General features: G+C 40.0%; 30 protein-coding genes, 1 tRNA gene and 3 pseudogenes. 32 read left to right on the forward strand and 2 right to left on the reverse strand.

Annotation, left to right across the window (positions count from 1 at the left end):
• The first annotated feature begins 303 nt into the window (after positions 1–303).
• From L3V32_RS21735 to L3V32_RS21780, 7 genes and pseudogenes are all read left to right on the forward strand, one after another.
• Positions 304–777, forward strand: coding sequence for a hypothetical protein (locus L3V32_RS21735; RefSeq protein ID WP_237285175.1), 474 nt, complete (start codon positions 304–306; stop codon positions 775–777).
• Between the two features lie 152 nt (positions 778–929).
• Positions 930–1751 (forward strand): DUF2002 family protein, encoded by an 822-nt coding sequence (locus L3V32_RS21745; RefSeq protein ID WP_237285176.1) that lies wholly within the window; start codon positions 930–932, stop codon positions 1749–1751.
• A gap of 149 nt (positions 1752–1900) precedes the next feature.
• On the forward strand, positions 1901–2245 hold the full coding sequence (locus tag L3V32_RS21755; protein ID WP_225474323.1) for a hypothetical protein: 345 nt from the start codon (positions 1901–1903) through the stop codon (positions 2243–2245).
• 142 nt (positions 2246–2387) lie between these two features.
• Positions 2388–2786 (forward strand): SMI1/KNR4 family protein, encoded by a 399-nt coding sequence (locus tag L3V32_RS21760; protein ID WP_046875492.1) that lies wholly within the window; start codon positions 2388–2390, stop codon positions 2784–2786.
• Between the two features lie 104 nt (positions 2787–2890).
• Positions 2891–3358 (forward strand): annotated as a pseudogene (locus L3V32_RS26255) (NUDIX domain-containing protein).
• A gap of 143 nt (positions 3359–3501) precedes the next feature.
• Entirely contained in the window at positions 3502–3894 is a 393-nt protein-coding gene (locus tag L3V32_RS21775; RefSeq protein ID WP_237285178.1) for a nuclear transport factor 2 family protein, read from the forward strand.
• A gap of 146 nt (positions 3895–4040) precedes the next feature.
• A complete protein-coding gene (locus L3V32_RS21780; RefSeq protein WP_237285179.1) occupies positions 4041–4493 on the forward strand; it encodes a hypothetical protein in 453 nt (150 codons plus the stop codon).
• A 374-nt stretch (positions 4494–4867) separates the two neighbouring features.
• Here the strand turns inward: L3V32_RS21780 and L3V32_RS21790 are convergent, their stop codons facing one another.
• Both L3V32_RS21790 and L3V32_RS21795 read right to left on the reverse strand, forming a co-directional pair.
• Positions 4868–5158, reverse strand: coding sequence for a type II toxin-antitoxin system RelE/ParE family toxin (locus tag L3V32_RS21790; protein WP_237285181.1), 291 nt, complete (start codon positions 5156–5158; stop codon positions 4868–4870).
• Positions 5148–5396 carry a type II toxin-antitoxin system Phd/YefM family antitoxin gene (locus tag L3V32_RS21795; protein WP_005377003.1) on the reverse strand — a complete coding sequence of 83 codons (249 nt, stop codon included), beginning with the start codon at positions 5394–5396 and terminating at the stop codon, positions 5148–5150. Before L3V32_RS21795 ends, L3V32_RS21790 begins: the two co-directional genes overlap by 11 nt.
• Positions 5397–5602: 206 nt before the next feature.
• On the opposite strand from L3V32_RS21795, the gene L3V32_RS21805 reads away from it, so the two are divergent.
• From L3V32_RS21805 to L3V32_RS21980, 25 genes and pseudogenes are all read left to right on the forward strand, one after another.
• On the forward strand, positions 5603–5950 hold the full coding sequence (locus L3V32_RS21805) for a hypothetical protein (RefSeq protein ID WP_145531947.1): 348 nt from the start codon (positions 5603–5605) through the stop codon (positions 5948–5950).
• Positions 5951–6592: 642 nt separating this feature from the next.
• Positions 6593–6793 carry a hypothetical protein gene (locus tag L3V32_RS21815; RefSeq protein WP_237285185.1) on the forward strand — a complete coding sequence of 67 codons (201 nt, stop codon included), beginning with the start codon at positions 6593–6595 and terminating at the stop codon, positions 6791–6793.
• A complete protein-coding gene (locus L3V32_RS21820) occupies positions 6786–6986 on the forward strand; it encodes a hypothetical protein (RefSeq protein WP_237285187.1) in 201 nt (66 codons plus the stop codon). The genes L3V32_RS21815 and L3V32_RS21820 overlap by 8 nt, the downstream gene beginning before the upstream one ends.
• 781 nt (positions 6987–7767) lie before the next feature.
• Positions 7768–8124 (forward strand): cell envelope integrity protein TolA, encoded by a 357-nt coding sequence (locus tag L3V32_RS21835; RefSeq protein WP_237285189.1) that lies wholly within the window; start codon positions 7768–7770, stop codon positions 8122–8124.
• 140 nt (positions 8125–8264) lie between these two features.
• Positions 8265–8353, forward strand: a tRNA-OTHER gene (locus L3V32_RS21845).
• Between the two features lie 16 nt (positions 8354–8369).
• Positions 8370–8681, forward strand: a complete 312-nt coding sequence (locus L3V32_RS21850) for a hypothetical protein (protein ID WP_237285192.1) — start codon at positions 8370–8372, stop codon at positions 8679–8681.
• The gene (locus tag L3V32_RS21855) at positions 8653–9171 is read left to right on the forward strand and encodes a hypothetical protein (protein ID WP_237285193.1); all 519 of its coding nucleotides are present in this window, start codon (positions 8653–8655) and stop codon (positions 9169–9171) included. The genes L3V32_RS21850 and L3V32_RS21855 overlap by 29 nt, the downstream gene beginning before the upstream one ends.
• Before the next feature lie 134 nt (positions 9172–9305).
• On the forward strand, positions 9306–9620 hold the full coding sequence (locus tag L3V32_RS21860; protein WP_237285279.1) for a hypothetical protein: 315 nt from the start codon (positions 9306–9308) through the stop codon (positions 9618–9620).
• Between the two features lie 545 nt (positions 9621–10165).
• Positions 10166–10846 carry a hypothetical protein gene (locus L3V32_RS21875; protein WP_237285194.1) on the forward strand — a complete coding sequence of 227 codons (681 nt, stop codon included), beginning with the start codon at positions 10166–10168 and terminating at the stop codon, positions 10844–10846.
• A gap of 737 nt (positions 10847–11583) precedes the next feature.
• Positions 11584–11985 (forward strand): hypothetical protein, encoded by a 402-nt coding sequence (locus tag L3V32_RS21890; protein WP_237285195.1) that lies wholly within the window; start codon positions 11584–11586, stop codon positions 11983–11985.
• A gap of 162 nt (positions 11986–12147) precedes the next feature.
• Positions 12148–12426: a hypothetical protein gene (locus L3V32_RS21900; protein ID WP_237285197.1), complete on the forward strand. Its 279-nt coding sequence runs from the start codon at positions 12148–12150 to the stop codon at positions 12424–12426.
• 199 nt (positions 12427–12625) lie between these two features.
• Positions 12626–12976 (forward strand): DUF1643 domain-containing protein, encoded by a 351-nt coding sequence (locus tag L3V32_RS21910; protein WP_237285199.1) that lies wholly within the window; start codon positions 12626–12628, stop codon positions 12974–12976.
• Between the two features lie 211 nt (positions 12977–13187).
• Positions 13188–14016: pseudogene (locus L3V32_RS21915) on the forward strand (IS30 family transposase); the annotation flags it as partial.
• 532 nt (positions 14017–14548) lie between these two features.
• Positions 14549–14944, forward strand: coding sequence for a hypothetical protein (locus L3V32_RS21920; RefSeq protein ID WP_237285201.1), 396 nt, complete (start codon positions 14549–14551; stop codon positions 14942–14944).
• Between the two features lie 623 nt (positions 14945–15567).
• Positions 15568–15711, forward strand: coding sequence for a hypothetical protein (locus L3V32_RS21925; protein ID WP_237285203.1), 144 nt, complete (start codon positions 15568–15570; stop codon positions 15709–15711).
• Positions 15712–15947: 236 nt separating this feature from the next.
• Positions 15948–16229 carry a DUF4241 domain-containing protein gene (locus L3V32_RS26340; RefSeq protein ID WP_374270317.1) on the forward strand — a complete coding sequence of 94 codons (282 nt, stop codon included), beginning with the start codon at positions 15948–15950 and terminating at the stop codon, positions 16227–16229.
• A gap of 2 nt (positions 16230–16231) precedes the next feature.
• Positions 16232–16459 (forward strand): annotated as a pseudogene (locus L3V32_RS26345) (DUF4241 domain-containing protein); the annotation flags it as partial.
• A 388-nt stretch (positions 16460–16847) separates the two neighbouring features.
• Positions 16848–17285, forward strand: a complete 438-nt coding sequence (locus tag L3V32_RS21935) for a DUF5675 family protein (protein ID WP_041852942.1) — start codon at positions 16848–16850, stop codon at positions 17283–17285.
• An 11-nt stretch (positions 17286–17296) separates the two neighbouring features.
• Entirely contained in the window at positions 17297–17779 is a 483-nt protein-coding gene (locus tag L3V32_RS21940; protein WP_237285205.1) for a hypothetical protein, read from the forward strand.
• A 713-nt stretch (positions 17780–18492) separates the two neighbouring features.
• Positions 18493–18960 carry an Sbal_3080 family lipoprotein gene (locus L3V32_RS21950; RefSeq protein ID WP_237285207.1) on the forward strand — a complete coding sequence of 156 codons (468 nt, stop codon included), beginning with the start codon at positions 18493–18495 and terminating at the stop codon, positions 18958–18960.
• Between the two features lie 159 nt (positions 18961–19119).
• Positions 19120–19716, forward strand: coding sequence for a glutathione S-transferase family protein (locus L3V32_RS21955; RefSeq protein ID WP_170903679.1), 597 nt, complete (start codon positions 19120–19122; stop codon positions 19714–19716).
• 146 nt (positions 19717–19862) lie between these two features.
• A complete protein-coding gene (locus L3V32_RS21965) occupies positions 19863–20384 on the forward strand; it encodes a GNAT family N-acetyltransferase (RefSeq protein WP_053809024.1) in 522 nt (173 codons plus the stop codon).
• Between the two features lie 104 nt (positions 20385–20488).
• Positions 20489–20890: a DUF2007 domain-containing protein gene (locus L3V32_RS21970; RefSeq protein WP_085344803.1), complete on the forward strand. Its 402-nt coding sequence runs from the start codon at positions 20489–20491 to the stop codon at positions 20888–20890.
• A 144-nt stretch (positions 20891–21034) separates the two neighbouring features.
• Positions 21035–21643 (forward strand): pyridoxamine 5'-phosphate oxidase family protein, encoded by a 609-nt coding sequence (locus L3V32_RS21975; protein ID WP_085344804.1) that lies wholly within the window; start codon positions 21035–21037, stop codon positions 21641–21643.
• A gap of 151 nt (positions 21644–21794) precedes the next feature.
• Positions 21795–22217, forward strand: coding sequence for an RDD family protein (locus L3V32_RS21980; RefSeq protein WP_257890109.1), 423 nt, complete (start codon positions 21795–21797; stop codon positions 22215–22217).
• Positions 22218–22452 lie beyond the last annotated feature (235 nt).

Genomic DNA, 22452 nt, shown 5'->3' on the forward strand with positions numbered 1-22452 from the left:
ACATGCTAACAAACTGTTTAAGAGTGATTCGCAACGCGTGGCATTTTTACCATGCGTTGATTTTAGTGATTTAGGTGGTGTGCGGAGGCTTTCGTATTGCGTTGCTCACACCTTAACAGGGCGTTAGAACAAAATGGAAATTACAATGGAACAAAATATCAGCAGTTACCAAAGTGTGTTTCAACTGCTAGCCGCAATTTACTTGGTTGCGGAATGGGTAAGCCTTGAAAAAACTGGTCTTCATTTTCAGAAAAATTCCGAGAGTCGTTCCGCTATAGGCTGAAAATCAATCGAAATTATAGTTTGGTAATTCGTGAAATCTACGAAGAGTTTGAAGAAAAAGAATGGGTATTTCAGAGTACGAGACAACTCAATAAAAATTATGAAAGGTTTAAGTCTTTGTGTTGGGTATTTTTCGTACTCAGTTTTGGAACATTATTGATTTCTTCATTAATACCTAATTATCAGATAGATATCAGAGTGGCTCTTGGAATCATTCTTTTGCTATTGATTCCTTTTATTTGGGTTGTTTTTGCTCTTTGGAGACCTGCTTATCGTCAGTACAAATTCAATGTGTCCAGTTTGGAAAAAGTGCTCAAAGAAGTAGAAAATGCTAAGGCTGACTACAAGAGCACAAATCCAGAGCCAACTTTAAACGACGCTTTTAAATTACAAGACAGCGGTGATGAGTTTGCTTTGATCAACTACACCAAGTCTAAGCGAAAGTACAATGAGCAACTTTCTAAGTATATGCGAAGTAAGTTTGACGAACAGTGATAGATTTTGTTCTAACAAACTGTTCAAGAGGGATTCGCAACGCGTGGCATTTTCACTATGCGTTGGTTTTAGTGTTTAAGATGGTATGCGGCGGCTTCGGTATTGCGTTGCTCACCCCTTAACAGGGCGTTAGCACTTTCGAGAGTTGGTAAATGATCACATTAAAAGAAATAGAAGAAGTATTGAGTGAGTTTAAAGCTACTGAAAGGCATGAAGTTAAATATGCGATTCAGTTCTTTTTACCATCGCTAAAACAATACGTTTACATTAATAAACAGGCTGGAGCCAAACCTTCGGGGTTAGTGATCCATCCTCGTGCAGAAGTCTACAAAAATGAACTAGCTTTGCTCGACGGAGTAGAGACTACAGGCTCTTTGAATCACAAGTCTAGCATGCGCAAGTTCCCTAAAAGACTCAACCGAGGGGAGCAGCCTATACCATTTGGAATCCCATTTGGGTTTCAAACAAAAGAATCCATGCGCTCGTTTTTGATTCATTTGTCAGAAGTAAAGCCACTCTACTTAAGAAACCCAGAAGACGAAATAGCAGATGCTAAAGCAAGTGGTGAACTTGATAAACTTACTGAAACAGAAGTTGAGTGTTTAGTTAGTAGTCGCAGGGGACAGGGTAAGTATCGAAAAACCTTAATCGATCTTTGGAAAAGATGCTCTGTAACTGGGTGCGAGCAAGTTGGACTCTTAAAAGCTTCGCATATAAAACCTTGGCGTGACTCTTCAAATGAAGAACGATTAGATCCTTACAATGGCTTATTGTTGACACCAAATCTGGATACCTTGTTCGATAGTGGCATGATTAGTTTTGATGAGAATGGAAAAATTTTAATTTCAGAATCACTAGACCCTTCAGCGCTATCTGCATTGAATGTTGAGCACAGTTTAAAACTTCGCAGCTTGAGTAAAGAAACAGCTCAGTATTTAAAGTACCATCGAGAGTTTATCTACCAAGCGAGATAAAGTGCTAACAAACAATTTAAGAGTGATTCAGCACGCTTGGCATTTTGGTTTTGGGTTAAGTTCAGTGTTTACGGTGGTCAAATTGAGTGTCGTGGTCGCGTGCTTCACACCTTAATTGGGCGTTATGAATAATTTGGTTAGGTGGCACATTGGATAATATTGTAGTCTCAATCTTACTTGCTGCTCTAGGGTGGATGGCAATACCGACGTTTGTCTTTTTTGCCTTGTTTTTTGTGGTTTGGTTGGTTTTGAAGTCGCAAAATAATGAGTTAATTAAAGGGCGCTATGTGATTTTGAAAGAGGTTGATTGTGTTCGAGGGCTGTGGTTTAGTATGTCTAGTTTCATGGAAGAGAAAGCATTTCTCCAACTACAAAATGGTTGGTTAAAAAGTCTTTTAAAGTTTATATACCCTCTGTACTTTCTTTGGGATCTAACCTTTTTACTTGCGACGGTAGCATTCTTACTAATGGCTGGCTGGTTATGTTTTTCGTGAAAAATTATACATAACAAACAATTTAAGAGTGATTCACCACGCTTGGCATTTATGCTTTGGGTTTAGTGTTTACGGTGTCCAAATTGAGTGTCGTGGTCGCGTGGTTCACACCTTAATTGGGCGTTATGCATCAGGGGGCTTCATGGAATTTATAGATAGACCTGTAGGCGCAAATCAGGAAGAAATACACAAGTTAGAAACTATATTTCAAATGACTCTTCCTGAAAGTATGTTGAATTGGTGGCGTGTTAGCGATGGCCCTATAGTCTATTTTGGGTTCAAAGAGTTACAGTTCTTCTCTTTGTCGGAGATATACGGCGAAGATATTTATGGGGTAAAGCACGATATGCTTGGCGCAATGCCAATTTGCTTAGATGGTAATGGAAATATTTGCGTGGCCAGAATTGCAGGTGGTGTTATATCTGGCTTTTATGTCGTTGATTCTAGTGATTTAGGTTGGGAGCAAGCGAAAATTATAAGCTGTGAATTCTTAAAGTTTGTGAACGATAGTTTTTCACCCGAAGAACGACTAAATGCATAACAAAGCATTTAAGAGTGATTCCCAACGCTTGGCGCTTTCGCTTCGCTCAAGTATAGCCAAGCGCTGCTCACACCTTAATGCGGCGTTAGCTTTCAAGGAGGAAAATGAGCGCAAGTGATTATATCAAAGAGGTTCGTTCTAAGATTGGAACGATGCCACTTCTTACCCCCGGCGTTGCGGGTGTAATTTTAAATGAAAACAAAGAGCTACTATTTCAACAAAAATCAGATGGTACATAGGGCCTTCCTGCCGGAATGATTGAACCTCAAGAGTCGCCAGTGCAAGCACTGTTCAGGGAAGTACGCGAGGAAACAGGTTTAGCTGTAAAAGTAGATTGACTACTTGGTGTATTTGGTGGTGAGGGTTTTGGTTTTAAATACCCAAATGGTGATCAAGTTGAATACACAGTCATGATGTTCAAATGTGTAGTAGAAAGATGTTCTCAATCCGAAATCGATGATGAAACGGTATGCCTTAAATGGTTTTCAAAAGGTAATATGCCAAAGCTTGAGCTTCCTTACCCGTTAGATTGTTTGTTTGCAGAAAATGATTCAGCGTACTTCGTTGGCTAGAAAGCTAACAAATTGTTCAAGAGTGATTCGGTACGCGTGGCATTTTTACTATGCGTTGGTTTTAGTGGTTAAGGTGGTATGCGGAAGCTTAAGTATTGCGTGTCTCACACCTTAACAAGGCGTTATGTGCTTGGAGGGAAATAATGAATTCAAAGGAAGTCGTCTTAGCTTTTTGGGACGCAATGAATACTAATGATTTCGCGAAAGCAAGTGAATGGCTTTGCCCAGATTTTGAAGGGTTTTGGCCTCAATCTGGTGAGCTTACTGTTGGACGAGACAACTTCACAGCAATCAACTCTTTCTATCCAACAAATGGTACTTGGGAGTTCATCGTTCACTCAATCGTCTGCGATGGCGAAACAGTAGTCACTGATGTATCTATAACTGATAGCGCTCAAAAGGCGCGTGCTATTACTTTCCATACGGTAGAAAATGGGCTTATCCGTAAACAAAAAGAGTTCTGGCCAGACCCAATGGAAGTGCAGGAGTGGCGTTCCAAGTGGGTGAGGGTCGTGCAAGAGCAGGCACGCACATAACAAAGCGTTCAAGAGGGATTCTCAACGCATGGCAATTTTGGTTCTAAGTTTAGCTTTTGTGTTTATGGCACAATAATTTAGATCTGGTGGCTTGCGTTGTTCACCCCTTAACGCGGCGTTAGGGCTAATTACTTAGAGGAAGAGTAATGATATCGAGAAAGAATGATGTTCAATCTAAATTAGATTATGCAAACGACCGTTTTCAGGCAATGATGGATGAGTTGTTTGCTGCGAAGCGAGAGCAAAGAGATCCTAAGAACCTTGTTCATGCAGCAGCGGATGTCTTGAGTAATAGCCGAGAGTGTTTTGATTATCTAGGTCAGGACATTTTATATACACATATACTGCCTTTGACTGACAATGAAACGATTTTGAATAGCCATAAACAAGGCAAGCTCAAAGCTTATTTCCCGTTTTATGAATCTCAATTAAAGAAGAAAGCGGTATATGCAGAGTTGAGGCGTACAAACCCTAGGTTGCATCAAAGGCTTTTAGTTTTAGCTGACGATATTAAAAATAACAACACGATACCAAAGACGCTTTTTAAATACGGATTGTTTGAAGAGCTAAAAGATATAATAAAAAACATGACCGTTTAATAGCATTAGTTTCTACACATAATGCTGAAATACTCATAGAAAATCCAAGTTGTAAGATACTCATCCCACGAGATAGGCAGCAGGGCTGGAATCAAGTTGTAGCAGCCCCTGGCTCTGTGATCTCAAAGGTCTCGGAGTATCGCTTCGAGCACAATAATCGTGAAGTGACTGATTTTTGTATGTTCGCAAGTAATGCAACCAAGATTGTTATTAATGAAATATACGAAGATTTCTTTAATTAGCCCTAACAAACTGTTTAAGAGGGATTCGCAACGCGTGGCATTTTTACTATGCGTTGAATTCAGTGGTTAAGGTGGTATGCGGCGACTTCGGTATTGCGTTGCTCACCCCCTTAACAGGGCGTTATACCGCAATCAATCATCTAACCTTTTCATAGCTTTACGGTAAACATCGCTACGTTCGCGTTTTCCGACTGCTAAGACGGTTACAATGATGACATCGTCTTCAACTTCGTAGACGAGACGGTAGCCCGATTGGCGCAGCTTAATTTTATACATGTTGTCAGCTCCCGATAGTTTTGAAGCTGGAACATGCGGGTTGTCTAAGCGCTCGATTAGCTTTTTCTTAAATTGTTGTTGCAGTGTTGAGCCAAGCTTTTTCCACTCTTTGAGTGCGCTCTTTTTAAAATCGAGTTTATAGGTCATCAATGTTTACCGAAATGCTCTCTTCAGATTCACGCTCTTTAGCGATAGCTAATAGTTCAAGATCTTCGAGTCTGTCCATCATCATTTCGTACGCTTCGGCAGGTACGCAATAAAATGCCGGCTCATTTCGGTTCAATACAGCAACAGGTTCACCGTAAGCGCTAGTTGCAACTTTCATAGGGTTAGCTTTCAACTCAGTAATGCTTGCAGCAACATCGGCTAAAATTCTAGTGGTCATATAATCGGTCTCTTAAGTGGTCTTTTTATTGGTCATTTTAGCCTCAATCAAGCGGTATAACAAGTTGCTTAAGAGTGATTCGCAACGCGTGGCATTTTTACTATGCGTTGGCTTATGTGTTTAAGGTATTATGCGGAGGCATAGGTATTGCGTTGCTCACACCTTAGCAAGGCGTTATGCGCTTGCAGAAGTGGAGATAATCAATCATGGAAGATTTAGCTAATTCATTAAGAAGCTCTGGCATAAAAGTCAAAATTAAAAAAGGAAAAATTGCAGTTAGGCTTGACGGACTTTCAAATCCGGTTTCGATAATAAAAGATATATCTGCTGATGAGTATAAAGTGAAAACGAATGATTCGATTTTATCGATAATTGCCAGTCTTTTACTATTTAGTGGTCTATCAGGTATTTATGAGTTTAGTGGTAATACCTTGATAAATATTGCACTTATCTCCGTTTCTATATTGTCTTTTGTTACAGTGTTACTTACAGAGTTTAAGTTGACTAGATTACGCGCTACCGTAGCTGCGTTCAATCGTGGAGAACGCGCATAACAAATTGTTCAAGAGTGATTCGGCACGCGTGGCATTTTAACTATGCGTTGATTTCAGTGGTTAAGGTGGTATGCGGAAGCTTAGGTATTGCGTGCCTCACACCTTAACAAGGCGTTAGTTGCCAACGAGGAAAACGCAGCTAAAGCTAAATGTTTAAGGCTAAGGTTCGTTTGGTTTTACCCAGTCTTGTTCTCTGATTTTTAAGGTTTTGGGTGTGAATAAATCGCGCTTCGTTCTTCTGCTGGTTTGCTGTTTCAGAAGTCGATTAGTTTGTTGAATGTCAGCTCTGCGTCTTTGTCTTTCCAAAAGAGCTTTTCGGTGTTGTTAGTCCGTTTTCTACGGCGTTGCGTGTTCCAAGTGGTTTCAGTGACAAACGCTTTGAAACTGCGCCTGATTTAAGTTTTTCAAAGCACGTAAAAACAGTGTTGGCAAAGCGGTAATAAACTTCAAGTCAAAGCTTTAAGTTTGGCAACTAACAAAGCATTCAAGAGGGACTCACAACGCTTGGCAGTTTTGGTTTGAATTGGCTTTAGTGTTTACGGCACAATGGTTTAGGTCAGGTGGCGGCGTTGTTCACTACTTAACGCGGCGTTATATCCTCACGCATTCAATTTTAAAGTAGATAGATGATAGAGAGAGCAAATGACGTTAATAAGTTTTGCTGACATGGAAGATAAGTTCATAAAAGAAGTGTTAGAGCAGGAAGCTTCTTGGCACCCAAATGCGGAGTTAAGTACTTTTTCAATGGCTGCTGGGTATGCGATGGGACATGGTTATAAGCAAGGTAAAGCTTATATGTTTGCTATGGATTTAATGGACAAAGGCTTGGTATTCGATGACTAAAGAACAAGGTTTGGTAAGTAAAGAGAAGTTTTTAGCGTTAAAGAAGTCGTTTATTGAAAATGTAGAAAGCAAAAGTGGCGGATTTGAGCCTCATGATAATTATTGCTGGAGGTCGGTGATAACAGGTTACGCGCTAGCGAATGGTTTTTCACACGATGAGGCGTATCAATTTGCGCGCGAAATGTCTCTCTAAAAAAAGGCTCTGAAAGCAAATTAAGAACGGATATAACAAATTGTTCAAGAGGGATTCGCAACGCGTGGCATTTTTGCTATGCGTTGCGCTTAGTGTTTAAGGTGGTTGCAGAAGCATCGGTATTGCGCTGCTCACACCTTAACAGGGCGTTAGTTTGCAAGAGGAAAAACGCAGCTATATCGCAAGATCTAGTGGTAAAAGCTCAAAGTTTAAGTTGTCGTATTGGCTTTCAATTTTAGTGTCAACTAGCGTGGTGAAAATCCAAAATTGGCATTGTTTCAACGGTTGATTTGTTCTTTTGTGCGGTGACTTTGGGGTTAACAGAGTCGAACTTTTTTGCTGAAACTCTGCTCGGTTAGTTTGTTGGTACAAAAGCCGATTTACTCGCTGAAATGGCGTTTTCTCTGGTGTGGTAAGTTCATGTGGTTTTAGTGGCTTTGTTGAAAGTCCGCATTGTGAGATTGGTTTTCCAAAGGCGCTTTTTGGTGTTGTGAGTTCGTTTTCTGCGGCGTTGTTTGTTCCACGTGGTTTCATTGAGTAGCCGCTTTTAGACTACGCCTGACTTGAATGCATCAAAACACATAAAGTTTATTGTTTGCAAAGATTAAAATGACTTAAAATCAACGCTTTGGGTTTGTAAACTAACAAACTGCTCAAGAGGGATTCGCAACGCGTGGCATTTTTACTATGCGTTGGTTTTAGTGTTTAAGGTGGTATGCGGGAGCTTCGGTATTGCGTTGCTCAAACCTTAACCGGGCGTTATGTTCAAGGAACGTTAATAATGAAAAACGCAATTTTTATTGCATTAATATCAATGTTTGTTGCTGGGTGTGTTGGTTTAAATGATTCGCCCGAGGCTAGACTAGTTCACAATGCATCCTTGATGAAAGTGCGAATACAAAATGAATTGAACCAGCAAGATGAGTATCTAGGGTTCGATGTCCGTGTAAACTTCAAACTTAATGATAAAGCTGAGGTTACCGAATTCTCGGTGCTAAAAACTAGTGGGCTTCGCTCGTTTGATAGCGCAGTCGAAAAAGCAGTAAAGAACAGCTCCCCATTCGAATTTTTATTGAGTCTAAGTCCGCAAGAGTTCGAGCAGTTTAAAGATATTAACCTTACCGTTGATTTCGAGTAGCAGTGAACATAACAAATTGTTCAAGAGTGATTCGGCACGCGTGGCCTTTTTACTATGCGTTAGTTTTAGTGGTTAAGGTGGTATGTATATCGTTTGCGTAAATCATTGACAACAGTGTAAAATTGCATATTATTCACTTCGGCACTATGGTCTAATGCGGAAAGACGGCGGTTACTAAAATTTCTAGTTAAACCCGACGACGTAGGTTCGATTCCTGCTGGTGCCACCATACCTCAAGATACCCCATGTCAATTGAAAGCAATCATTTAAAAGAGTTCTTAGACGATGTAGGTCATAGTGTTCATTGTATGAATACTATCGCAGTTGCGTTGTCGACAATAACAGAAGAAACGACAGCACCTTCAACTTTAAATATTTCTTGGAAACCCGGAAATGCAAAACAGTCATCAATGAACTCTAGGCGTTTTGCTGTAAAGTCTACAATTGTCTATTCTGTTGAAAGTTTGTTTGAATACTTGTCTAAGGTTAGCAACTCCGAATTGTGGCTAAACGAAGACATGAACTTTAATGTTAAAAAAAAATCCTACCGACTCTAAAGCGGACAGGGTCGTTCGATTTCTTGAAGCTACACCAGAAGTGGAGCCTGAATGGATCATTTTAGTTGAGCTTCTATGCCACTGGGGAAACAAAGTTGTTCATGCTAAAGCATCTAATGCGAAATTGTCGAAAGCATCGATACAACACTTAAAAGAGAATGCTCAAGCAATATTCGATAGTTACCATCACTTTGATGTTAATGAAGCTTTATCCAATTACGGCACGGGAAAGTTTACTTTAAAGGATGTATCTACGTTGATCACTATGGTAATCAAGAGCATCCGTACTGTTGATAAAGTTTATGTTGAACAGGCTTCATCTCTACCAGCTAACGAGTTAATTGCTTATTTGTCTAAGGATGAACAATTCATTCAATTTATGAAGCTTGCTGATGAACATAAAAAGGCAAGAAAAATAGAAACTTGGCTGGAGATGCACTTTGCATTTTTGGGAGAAAGCCGAATCAAAGAGATCATCTCAACCCTCTGATATACATAACAAAGCATTTAAGAGTGATTCGTAACGCTTGGTGCTTTCGCTTCGCTCAAGTATAGCCAAGCGCTGCTCACCCCTTAATGCGGCGTTAGCAGTTTGTGCAATGTTGTATTGGAGAGTGTAACTAAATGGAAGCAATATTTAATAAGTTATTAGCGTTCAGTATTGTTTTAGTCCATTTTTTTGCTTTCTCTGGTCTACTATATAAATCTCAAATTTATGGGCATATAGCGGTCTCACCCGGAGAACCTTATGGGTTAGGTGACGTTATAGATTTATTGTTTGCTTGTTTAGTTGTCTTGATGTGGTGTTGTGCGATGGTATCCTCAATTGTGGTGACTTTACTTAATATTAAAAGTAACTGGCTAGCTTCTCTGAAGGCACTTTTATACGGCACGGTTGGTCTTGTTGGTTATTTTTACGTTAATAGTTCAGTCTCCTAATACGAAACAGCTAACAAACTGTTTAAAAGGGATTCGCAACGCGTGGCATTTTTACTATGCGTTGGTTTAAGTGTTTAAGGTTGTATGCGGCGGCTTATGTATTGCGTTGCTCACCCCTTAGCAGGGCGTTATGTTTAATCACTTAAAATCAGTGGCTTGTGTCTTTTCTTTTATCCCAAAGTCATTCTGTTTTGGTCTTTTAGCAAATTGGCATCGTTTGACGCTGTTTTCCGAACGTTTTCCCCAATCTTTATAGAACTTCAGTTTTTGTGTTTTCTGTTTTCAAAGTTTAATTTAGTCAACTTTATGATTAAATCAGGTTTTTAAGTTTTGGTTTTGTTTACAAATGTAAGTCGGGTTAAACTTCCGTATAGTTAAACGTAAGGTATTGAATCTTAAACATAACAAACAGTTCAAGAGGGACTCGCAACGCGTGGCATTTTAACTATGCGTTGTTTTTAGTGTTTAAGGCGGTATGCAGCGGCTGCGGTATTGCGTTGTTCACCCCTTAACTGGGCGTTAGGTGTAATAGTTGGAGATAGTAAGTGGAAAAGTGGAAACAAGAGTTAAAATCTGAAGTTGTTAGAAGTGCTTATGAACGCTATTTAGAACGTTTAGAGGCAATATCCACGGTGTATTCAGTTGTGTTATACACAGATGCGAAGCTTAAACAGGGTGGTGAGTTCATTAATGATAATGAAAAAATCCGGTTAAGTGATTATTTTAGCGACGGCTTCACTACGATTAAAACTAAAGGTGATATCGAGCGCTCAAGCATGTCTGGATCTTTGCATCAGATAAATTGTACTCAGGCTATTATTGCAATTCTTGCAAACTTCGAAAATTTTGTGGATGAATGCATTTCCATTTTTTCTGTGCCCGGCGCAGCTGTTCGAAATGCGAAGGTACCTACTCTATATGGGGAAATTGATAACTCCTCGGTCTTAAAGAAATTTACTGCCATCCATCAACATCTAGATATCGAAAGTAATGCATTCCGTGAAAGGGAAATGACTACATATTATAAATACACGCTTATTCGTAATAGATTGGTGCATCAACAAGGAAAATTAAAACCCGGTGATCAAATTTTGGATTATTGGGATGTTGATGGTTTCCTACATTTTGATGATGAGGCAGTTGACTCAATTATTCATTTCTTTTTAATACCGTTAACTACTTTTGTCAGAGCTCTAAGCGATGTGCACGTAAACAGGGACACCTGACAATCTGTTTAAGAGTGATTCGCAACGCGTGGCATTTTCACTATGCGTTGGTTTTAGCGTTTAAGGTGGTATGCGGCGGCTTTGGTATTGCGTTGCTCTCCCCTTGGCAGGGCGTTAGTTTGCAAGAGGAAAAACTCAGTTATATCGCAAGATCTAGTGGTAAAAGCTCAAAGTCTAAATTGTTATATCGGCGTTCAATTTGAGTGTTAACTAGCGTGGTTAAATCCAAAATTGTCTTCGTTTCAATGGTTGATTTGTTCTTTGGTGCTGTGACTTATGGGTTAACCAAGTTGTACTTTTTTGCTGAAAATCTGCTCGTTGAGCTTGTTTGTACAAAAGCCGATTTACTCGCTGAAATGACGTTTTCTCTGGTGTGGAAAATTCACGTGGTTTCAGTGACTTTGTTGAAAGTCCGCATTGTGAGATTAATTTTCCAAAAGCGCTTTTTGGTGTTGTGAGTTCGTTTTCTGCGGCGTTGTTTGTTCCACGTGGTTTCATTGAGTAGCCGCTTTGAGACTAAGCCTAGCTTAAGTGCATCAAAACACTTAAAGCTTATTGTTTGCAAAGTTTAAAATAAGATAAAATCAACGCTTTGGATTTGCAAACTAACAAACTGATCAAAAGGGATTCGCAACGCGTGGCATTTTTACTATGCGTTGAATTTAGTGATTAAGGTGGTTTGCGGCGGCTTTTGTATTGCGTTGCTCACCCCTTAGCAGGGCGTTAGGAGTTTGAACATGAAATTGATTTTTAGTTTCGCCTTAACATTTCTTGCATTCAGCTCTAACGGAGCAGAGCAAGTAACCACAAAAGATTTGTACGAGAAATTCAACATGAGAACTGTTTATAGCTCTTATGGTCAGAATTTAAAGTGGTATTGTGAAAGTTATCCTAGAGAGTTCTTTTCTACAGAAGAGGCTTCGTTTGTTTCTGATAGTCGCCTTGAGTTAGTTTCAGGTGACAATGTTTGGATTTTCACTATTTCAGAGCCAAATATAGTTACTATTGGAAATCAGATAACATCGGGTACATATAACAGCGTCTCAACGTATGAGCTTTACTTTGACCCTCGGACTCAGGACTGGAGGGCAAATGAAACATATATAGACATACCGAAAGATTGTGAACGCTATGAATAAAACTCCTAACAAATTGTTCAAGAGTGATTCGGCACGCGTGGTATTTTCAACATGCGTTGGTTTTAGTGTTTAAGGTGGTATGCGGCGACTTCGGTATTGCGTTGCTCACACCTTAACAGGGCGTTATGTGCTTCGTGACGTATAATCAGAGGGAGCTTCAATGTGAAAGATTGGATGGAAGAGTTTTTAACAGTCTTTGCAAAATCAGGGAAAATGCAATTGGCTTTTTGGCTTGGGATTATTGCATTTTTCATGACTTATGTTGTTGGTTGGTACATGCTTGAAAGTGGTTCTGCACAGATTCAAGATGAATATCTAAATGATGTTTTTGTAAATAAAATTGCTCGAAAATATGATAAGGCAGCACTAGTTTTTTTGGTTATTTCGTGGGTAAAAATGTTCCGTCTGTTCAAACAAGAGCAACTTAGGATATATCGCTGAATATCTCTAGTTAAATACACAAGACTGGACCATTTTCGCTCCTCTTGAAGACGCACATAACAAATTGTTCAAGAGTGATTCGACACGCGTGGCATTTTTACTATGTGTTAAGCTTAGTGGTTAAGGTGGTATGCGGAGGCTTCGGCATTGCGTGCCTCACACCTTAACAAGGCGTTATGTAACAAATGGAATTGTAACATTGACAATACAAGTTAACAGAACAATAGAGGTGTCTGCTGAATTCTCAAACGACACTGAGTCAAGCTTACGTTTTTCTCTAACCAAAGCTTGGGGAAGCGGCGAGAAGAAAGCTTTGTTTATATTACTCAACCCAAGTAAAGCAGATGTCCTCCTAATGGATAATACTTTCGCCTATGTAGTTAACTATTGCGTGGATGCAAACTTTGCTGCTGTAACAGTCGTTAATCTATTTCCCTATAGAACGACAGAACCCATGAATTTAGTTGGGAACTATGATTTAGGGCTTTCAGAGAATTTAAAGGTGTTTGAGCGTGAACTTGGACTTGCCAATGAAGTGTTCATTGCCTGAGGAACTGAACATAAGAAATATAGCCAAGCGAAAAAGAGGTTTGAGTCTGTTCTTAAAGAAAGTGCTGATGGGAAGCGTATTTCTTGTTGGTACGGTGAAAATAGTAACTATCCCAAGCATTTACGCATTCTAGGCAAAAACTGGGTAAATAAAGACTATGAGTTTGTCTTTGATTCAATTACATAACAAGGCGTTTAAGAGGGATTCCCAACGACAGCTAGGCCATCACAGATGTACTATCTATCGGAATTCCAACGGAATTCGCGATACAACGCATACCGACCAAGCGCGTCTTACCAACCTGCTTGCGCACAACAAAAGTCGCGGAATAGACTGAGTCGTTCAAGGCGGAACAAACGTTATTCTAAAACCGACTTTAGGTTAGTTGAAGCCTTGTTAAGACTGGACTGGCGCCCAAAACGAATTGTTGGCTATTTAAAGTTAAGAGGCTATCCAACGATGAATCATGAACTCATTTACCTGTATATCTGGAATGACAAAAGCGCTACAACTCAAAAGACTGTCGAAGACGACTCGCAAATAAGCGACATATCACCGATTGACCCGCTGAGGCAGAGCTAAGAAAAGAGCCTGCACATTAAGAAATTGATACCGTCGTGGACCATGGGACTAAGCATTGTATCGTCACTTTGGTCGACAGAATGACTGACTACACTTTTATTAGTTAAATGGACGATCGTACAACTGAGTCACTGAACGTGAGAGTGAGCAAAATAATGAGTAGTTCCGATTTACCATTTAAAACAATCACAGCAGATAACGGGACTGAATTTTATCAATACGCACTGTTAGAAGGGTTCCATAATGGTTTGTTTTACTTTGCAAGTCCATACACTCCTGGGAACGAGTTGCTAATGAAAATACCAATGGCTTGATAGGACAATTACTTACCAAAACGAACTTCCATGTCACATGTGACACAGAAGCTCAGCAATGAAATTGCACACAAAGTAAATACGTGCTCACGCAATAGACTTGGGTATAGAACACCAACGGAGTATATTCATACGCATCTGTAGAAAGTGTCGCACTTCAAACTTGATCCTAAGGACTCCACATAACTGAAAGTTAGTGGTAATTAGGATAAACTCTAGGTGTTGGCTGTAAGAATATAGTTTAAGAGCTATCTCCAACGGCGATGGGGGGCTTAAAGGCTCTTAAACTTTGAAAAATCGCCGCATTTGTATCAATTTGAGTACTTCACCCTTTGGGTTTGTGGTAGCTGGGTACTGTGTTATAGTGCGCTAATCAATCTAGTTTAATGAAACTCGCGTTGAAGTTAAGAATAAAAGATGTTTAATACAAGAGGTGTTGTTAACCGTGGGGCCCCCATTTTACTGCTTGGATTGATGGTTTTAAAATCTACATAGACAGCCTAAGGCCAATCCAGATCAACGAACTCACCAATGTAGTTAATCTGCAAGACCGCACCCTACTGTCGTACTACAAAGAGAACCATTTCACAGTTAACTTCTTCCGTTTGGTTGGCCCTAGGTTTGGCCAACGGTTCTTTGATCATCGCAGCCACATACACGACAAGTGCGCAGAGATGTGTTATACAAGCGCTATATCAATGGGTATGATGACAGTGCCTCCAATATCACCTATTCGGACATCGACTTCTTTTACCTATTGACTCGGTTTCATCCTGCTTGGACGCCAAAGATCCGTCAGCTCACACGAAGTGGTAGTGAAGGTAATTATTTCTCCAATGAAATACGTTGGCTATCCGAGTTTAAAGGAAAACACTGGCAACCCACGCTGAGTGATATGCCGTTTCTGAAAAGCTCGGTTTATTCTAACTTGCCTTACTACAACAATACGCTTGAAGTTGTGGCGCGTTACCACAAATATTGGCAACCTTCACCGGAGCTTTTGGATACCACACTAGCGATAAAGCTCGATAGCCATTACTTCAGTCAGCGTGGAAGAAGTACTCGTCTTTAACAGTGAGACATGGACAACCGCCAATCCGGCGCGTTTTGTTCAACGCTTGAGCTATCTACAAGCAAAAGGTCGTAGCATTGCCTAGTACAACCTGAATAAAAATTCCTTTGGTTGCCGACATTTACAGACGAAGCACAAGAGGTTGAAATTTTAAGCCTGCGCCTCGAGGGCCTATATGACGATACCCTGGCCACCTGCTGGCGAGGAATCATGATAGCTGGACGACCTCCAATGAACAGATCCTCGCGATGACCGATCGGTTCAATCGTACCGTGGCTGAGTGAATCGCTCGGCGCGATCGCTGGAACTGAGCCTCGCTTACAGACCTAAACACGCATTGGTGTCTCCCCTACATAGTTCTCATATTGAATTTCTCGTACAGATCTTTAGTTATTACTTGGTAACTATTCAGCCATAAGCTGTTGACAACCTATGTTGCAGGTAGCTTCAAGAATCTAGAAAAGATACAGGCTATACGAGAATCTTTGATTAGTGTTGGTATTGAAACAACTATCTCTGAGTCTCTTCAAGCTAGTGGCATTGATGGTTGCTAACAGCGGATTAGTGAGGCTGACATTATCTACATTCTAAATTTTGGTGATTACGTTGGTAAAAGTGTATCAATGGATATTGGTTATGCTTTAGGTCTTGGCAAACCAGTTCATGCTCTTGAACCTATTGAAGACACAGACACCACTCACTTGCTAACACATGTGCTCTCGCCAGAAGAAGTTATTGCTGAGCTCAGTAGAAATAGCAAAAACTAACAAAGCATTTAAGGCGGATTCCCAACGCTTGGCATTTTCAGTTCAAGGTTGGGTTTCGTGTTTACTGTGCAATGGTTTAATTTGGTGGTAGCGTTGCTCACCCCTTAATGCGGGGTTAGGTAATACAAGGAAAATAATGAGTTATCCAAATGGGGCTGAATGGTCTGCATTAAAATCAATAGTGATTTCCAATCAGGGCGATCAAATTGAGTTAAGTACTATCTCGGTGTGGAAAGTTGAACCTCCCTTCAGGGAAGTTTGTCACGTGTGATCCTTTCGCTGGTATGACTAAATCTGGAAACGCCTTTGTTCAAGTTCCGCCTGGAGAGTATAAAGTTATAGTCACATTGGCTGATGTTAGTTCTAATCTCGATGGGACGCATATAAGAGAGGCGTATACTAGCTTAATTATAGATAAGACGAAAATAGAGAGTTCTCGTAAATTTTTAGAGCTAACTAAGAATGGTGAACCAACCAATCAGATTTTACAAGCTGATGAGTTTGGGAGTATGGTGTAGATGCAGGTACAGTTTGCTTTGCTGATGCAGATGTAATCGAAGCAATAAAGCCCGAGGAAGATAGTTGGTATGAAGGACTTTTTGACAATGGTAGAGATGACTGCTGGTTCAATCAAACGAACAGAAAAATACTAATACGTGAAGGGCTTGCAAACATACAACTGCCTAATAGCGATAAGAACCTTATTCTTTTCCATTCAGGGGGGGGAGAGATGGTTTCTATCCGGTAATTGGCGGCTACGACTCGAATAATAATTTAGTCGCAGTTCATACAGATTTCTTTGTTGTCGACATATCTGAAAATAAAGTTGAATCAGCGTCCATAACTTTGTTGAGATTTTGGTAAAAGTATTACCTAACAAAGCGTTTAAGAGGGACTTGGCACACGTGGCATTTTCAATTTGCGTTGGGTTTAGTGGTTAGGGTGTTATGTGGTCACTTCTGTATCGTGTGCCAGCGTCCCTTAACGCGGCGTTAGCTGTCTACACTAAAGTTGGTGTAAAAAACTTAATGCTCAATTTCATTTAAGTTAGCGATGTCTCTATTAATGATGAAACGGATCTGTTGTAACAATACTCTTCTGTTAATTTCATTGATTTGATAGCTAGGATAAGAGCAATGAAAAAACTAGATGAAGTTAAACTAAATCTAAAGCGAACAAATCAAATGGGAGAGACAACTTTAGGTAAGTTGACGATTGAGGGAGTAAGTAAAAGTTGGTTTGTATTGGAGCCCGCAGGACCAGACTCGATAACTGAAGGATCCGATAAAAGGATCAAGGCAGGGGCTTACAAATTATTGCCTTATAGCTCACCGAAGTATCCTAATGTATATGAATTACAAAATGTTCCAGGGAGAACGTTTATTCTAATCCATGCCGGAAATTATCACAAAGACACTCTTGGGTGTTTGATGCCTGGTAAAACGTGGGGGAGTGTGGCTAAATCTCATTACTATGTAGGTAATAGTAAATCGGCTCTGAAAGAAATTTTTGCTGAAATCGCGAGCTACAAAAAAATTACCATAAATATATCTAATCAGTTGGAGCAGCAATGATGATAAGGAATATGGCAATCTTAATTGTGTCTGTTTTTTGTTCAGGACTACTGTATGCTAAGACGCCAGAAGTAAGTCTCTTACATAACTGGATGATAGAAAACTACAAATCTATTGAATCAAACCTTGAAAAAAAAGGCGGTTCGAAAATAGTTCCTACGCTTTTTTCTTTGGTAGAAATTTGGAAACGTAGAGACGGAGCTATTTCGGGAGAAGTTTCTCCCTTATTGTTGGTTGCACTAAAAGTTGAGCCTCAGAATACTTTACTTTTACTATCTGAAAACCCGGAGTCTTTTGACAAATGGTTACGTGAGCTAGAAGGGATGGTGTTCACAGACCATACAGGCAATGAGGCGAATCGGTTAGAAAAGTTAAGAGTTGATGTATTAGCAACAATGAAATCCTACTCTATAAAACAGCCGGATAAGTTAAAGTTAATGGCTGACGCACTTGTTGAAAGGTTGGAGGTTATCAAGGTGAGCGTGATAGATTAAGCCAGTGCTAGCAGCCAGCTAACAAAGCATTTTAGAGTGATCCGCAACGCGTGGCATTTTTACTATGCGTTGCGTTTAGTGTTTAAGGTGGTGTGCGGCGGTTTCAGTATTGAGCCTCTCACACCTTAGCAAGGCGTCAGTCGCCAGAGAAAGCTAGCAATCAAAATCATGTTTCTAAGCTCAAAATTTGGCAGCTGCTTGTTTGGTACACAGGTTCATCGTCGATGGTCAAAACTCAGTTTCTGCTGCTTTTAGTCCAAAGTTTACAATTGTCCTAGCGGTTGTTTTATTCTTTGGTGCTGGCAGAGTAGGGTAATCGAGAGCCTATTTTTGGTTGAAACTCCGCTCGGTAAGTTTCTTGGTACAAAAGCTAATTTGTTTGCTGAAAGAACGTTTTCTCTGGTGTGGTAAGTTCCACGTGGTTTCATTGAGTAGCCGCTTTGAGACTATGCCTGACTTAAGTGCATCAAAACACATAAATTTTGTTGTTTGCAAAGTTTAGCTCAGCTTCAAATTGTCGCTCGGTGCCTCGCGACTAACAAACTGCTCAAGAGGGGTTCTCAACGCTTGGCTATTTGGGTTCTAAGTTTAGCTTTTGTGTTTATGGCACAATAAGTTAGGTTTGGTGGCTTGCGTTGTTCACCCCTTAACGCGGCGTTATGCAGCCACTTGAAATTCATTTACAATTATAGATTTATTAAAAGAGATGTAAAATGTACAAGAAACTAATCATTCTTAGCTTGCCTATTCTACTGGCGGCATGCGCAGCGCCAAAATATACAGTTGAAGCTATTTCGGAAGAGAACCAGAGCAAGGAAATTACTATTGTAAAAGATGACGCCACACGAGATGTTTTCTTGGAATCGGTACAAGAATGGTGTTTGGATACGGCACATAAATGTACGGTTGTAAGTGATGGAACTCTTCCTAAGAGCTCTGAACTTACGTTGACTTATGTATCGCGCTGGAGTTGGGACTTTAGAACGTTTATTGCAGATGCCCAAGTTAAGGCATATAAAAACAGTGAAAAAGTTGGCGAAGTAGAGTTCAAGGCGCCAAATAGTGCCAATTCAGATAAGTGGGGAAATGACAATAAAAGAATCATCGCGATGATGGATTTACTGTTTGGGAAACAGTCGGTTAATGAAGCTCAGTACAAAATTAAATCGGGCGAAATGTAGCGACGTAACAAATTGTTCAAGAGTGATTCCCAACGCTTGGCATTTTCAGTTCAAGGTTGGGTTTCGTGTTTTAGGCACAATCGTTTAGTTTGGGTGGTAGCGTAGTTCATGCCTTAACTGCGCGTTATGCGCTTTACGAATTGAAACATGGAGAGTGTAATGGTTGTATATGGAGATTTGCAGTCAGGTAACTGCTTAAAAGTAAAATTACTATTGTCATTCCTTGGCATTGAGCACCAATGGAAACACGTTAATATCTTAGATAACGAGACTAAAACAACAGAATTTTTAGCCCTCAATCCAAATGGTAAAATCCCGACAGTCGTTTTAGATGACGGTCGAGTACTCTGTGAGTCCAATGCAATATTGGGGTACTTTGCAGAAAATACACCTTATCTACCTAAGGACAGTTATCAAAAAGCAAAAATGTACGAATGGCTTTTCTTTGAGCAATACTCACATGAGCCTTATATTGCAGTAGCGCGTTTTATTCAGAAGTATCAAGGTATGCCGGAGCACCGTCTAGAAGAATATAAATCACTACAATCAGGCGGCCATAAAGCATTACAAATCATGGAGCTACAGCTGTCAAAAACTAAGTTCTTAGTTGGTGATAATATTTCTATTGCTGATATCGCACTGTATGCTTATACCCATGTCGCAGATGAGGGTGGTTTTAACCTAGAAACTTACCCAAATATCGAGCGTTGGATTGGGGTAATTCGCAAGTTGGACGGTTATGTAGGTATGTATTAACCACGCGCATAACATAGCGTTTAAGAACGATTCGCAACGCGTGGCATTTTAACTATGCGTTGAGCTCAGTGATTAAGGCAGCATGCGGGAGTTTCGGTATTGTGTTGATCACCCTTTAACAGGTCATTAGCCCTCAAAGGTCAAATATGGATATTTACCCAGAAATAGAGTTATCTAAAGCGCAGCATAATGCAATTGAAGCTCTGAGAAACAAGTCGTTTCCTGAACATCAGGTTGCTCGTTCTTACTATAAGCAACTCCCACATATGAGAGTTTTGAAGTACGAAGGTGATCACTTAGTTGGTTACATGGGATTAGACTACAGAGTTGTTCGCGTCGGTGATGAAATTTATAAAGTATTAGGTGTGAGTGATTTTTGTGTCGAGAGCAAACTTCAAAGGCAAGGTATTGGCACAACAATGTTGTCTCAACTCAGCGAGTATGCGTCAACTAAAGATGTCGACTTCATCATTTTAGTCTCCGATTTGGATCGTTTTTATGTGGCTAATGGTTATGTGCGCCTTAACTCTCTAAGTTCTTGGTTGCGAGTTCATGAACATAAAAATTACGGTGTTGCTGTAGAGCAAGTCGATGATTTATATGTTAAACCTATCAGCGGAAAAATTTGGGCTGTTGGTCATATAGATTGGTTAGGGTATATGTACTAGTCTGTAGTGGGTTAATAAACTGTTTGAAAAGAAACGCTACACGTGGCGCTTTCAATTCGCGTAGCTTATACCTTACGAGAGCGTTTTTCCACAAGGAGTAATATGTGATTGTAGTAGCAAGGTTTTCTTTTCCTCATGAAGCTCATATTGCGAGAGCAAGCCTAGATAGTGTCGGAATAGAAAGCCACATTGCTGACGAGCACACGGTGAATACTCAGTGGCTTTATTCAAATGCAATGGGCGGCGTTCGTCTGATGGTGGCCGAAAGTGATGCAGAAGACGCGAAACAAATACTTAGCAGTGATTTCTCAGAATCATTAGAAAATGAACTTGCCGTTGATGAAGGAAAAGATGTTTGCCCTAACTGTGGTAGTAAAGAGCTATTTGCATTTACAAAAGGTAAGCGTCCAGCTTTCTTAGTCTTTATTTTACTGGGTTTTCCATTGTTCTTTTACAAGCATGGTTACAAGTGTAAGCAGTGTGGGGAATTCAGTGAAAGGCTTTAATTTAAGTCGTTAGATAACAAAGCGTTGAAGAGATAATTTACACGCGTAGCATTTTTACTATGCGTTAGGTGAGTGGCTACGCAGAAGTCAGAGTTCGTTTGCTTCCAAGCAAAGCATTATACGATAGTGAAGGAACAACATTGAATGAGTGAAATTAAAACAATAGAGCAGTTAAAAGAAATTTACGCAGAGCCAAGTGCGAGAGCTAAAAATAAAGCGTTGCCTGCCCTGGATGTTCATGCGATTACATTAATTAATAATTGCCATTTTGCAGTTCTAAGTACCGCCGATACTCAAGGCTATATCGATCTCTCTCCGAAAGGAGGGGAGCCTGGCTTCGTAAAAGTTTTAGATGAATCAACATTGTTGCTCCCAGATAGCTCGGGGAATAATCGTATAGATAGTCTAAAAAATATCATTAGTAACCCCAAAGTTGGGTTGTTATTGATGGTAAATGGTATTGATGAAGTACTCCGTATTAAAGGAATTGCAAGTATTCACACAGACTCCAAATTGATATCTGCTTGCCCCGATGGAAGTAAAGATCCTAAGGTTGTTATCAAAATAGTCATCGAGAGTATGTACTTCCATTGTGCGAAAGCTTTGATGAGAGGGAAACTTTGGTCTGATGACTATAAAGTCAATCGCTCAATTCTACCTTCATTAGCTCAAATCTTTAAAGATCAACAAAAGTTAGAAAATAAAGCGCTTAATCAAGAAGAGATGTTGAAATATTACCAATCCAGCCTTTAGAGCGAGTGTAGTAAAGTATTTAAAAGGGAGAAAAATGCTTGGCTCTTTAGGTTTGACCTGCTTTACGGCACTATGGATTAGGTTTGGTGGGGATGTTATTCAACCCATAACGTTAGTCCACAAATAAACAATTGTTAGTCCAAATTTTAAAATGAAAAATGTAGAAAACTTTACTCTAGAAAATTACGTTTTGGCTAGTCCGGGAATTAGGTGTGTTGGACAAATGATTGACTTTTTTGTCAGTTTTAGCATTTTTACACTCGTTTTGTGGGGCGGCTTAGAAATCGGTATTGAAAAGGAACTTGTTCGCGCTACAGCAGTAACAGCGGCTGTATCGTATTACCTTTTTTCTGATAGTTTCCCAAATGGTCAAAGTGTGGGCAAAAAACTTTTGGGCATTGCAGTTATAAGTGCAAGAACGGGTAAAAGGTGCAATATTTTTCAGTCACTTTTTAGAAATATTATTACTCCATTCTTCGGTTTTATTGACTCAATTTTCATTCTTGGTAAAAAGAGGCAACGGCTCGGTGATATGTTAGTGAGAACAGTGGTGGTAGTTCACCAGCTTGTTTAAAAATTGACAGCGCTGGGGGGCTTGGGTTCAAGTCGGGCTTTGTTTTCAGGGTGGAACAGCTTCGCTTAGGTGGTGGCCTTGCTCACACCTCAATTCGGTGTTACGCAATCAGAATCAGTACGTAATTATGAATAAAGAGCATTCCGAAGCTTTCATTTTGGAGATTGATAAGGTTTTAGCCCCGAGCGGTTTCAAGTTTATCAAATCTAGACGAGTATGGGAGCGCTGGGAAGTG

Source organism: Vibrio sp. J2-4, from assembly GCF_021728155.1.
Lineage (GTDB): Bacteria > Pseudomonadota > Gammaproteobacteria > Enterobacterales > Vibrionaceae > Vibrio > Vibrio diabolicus.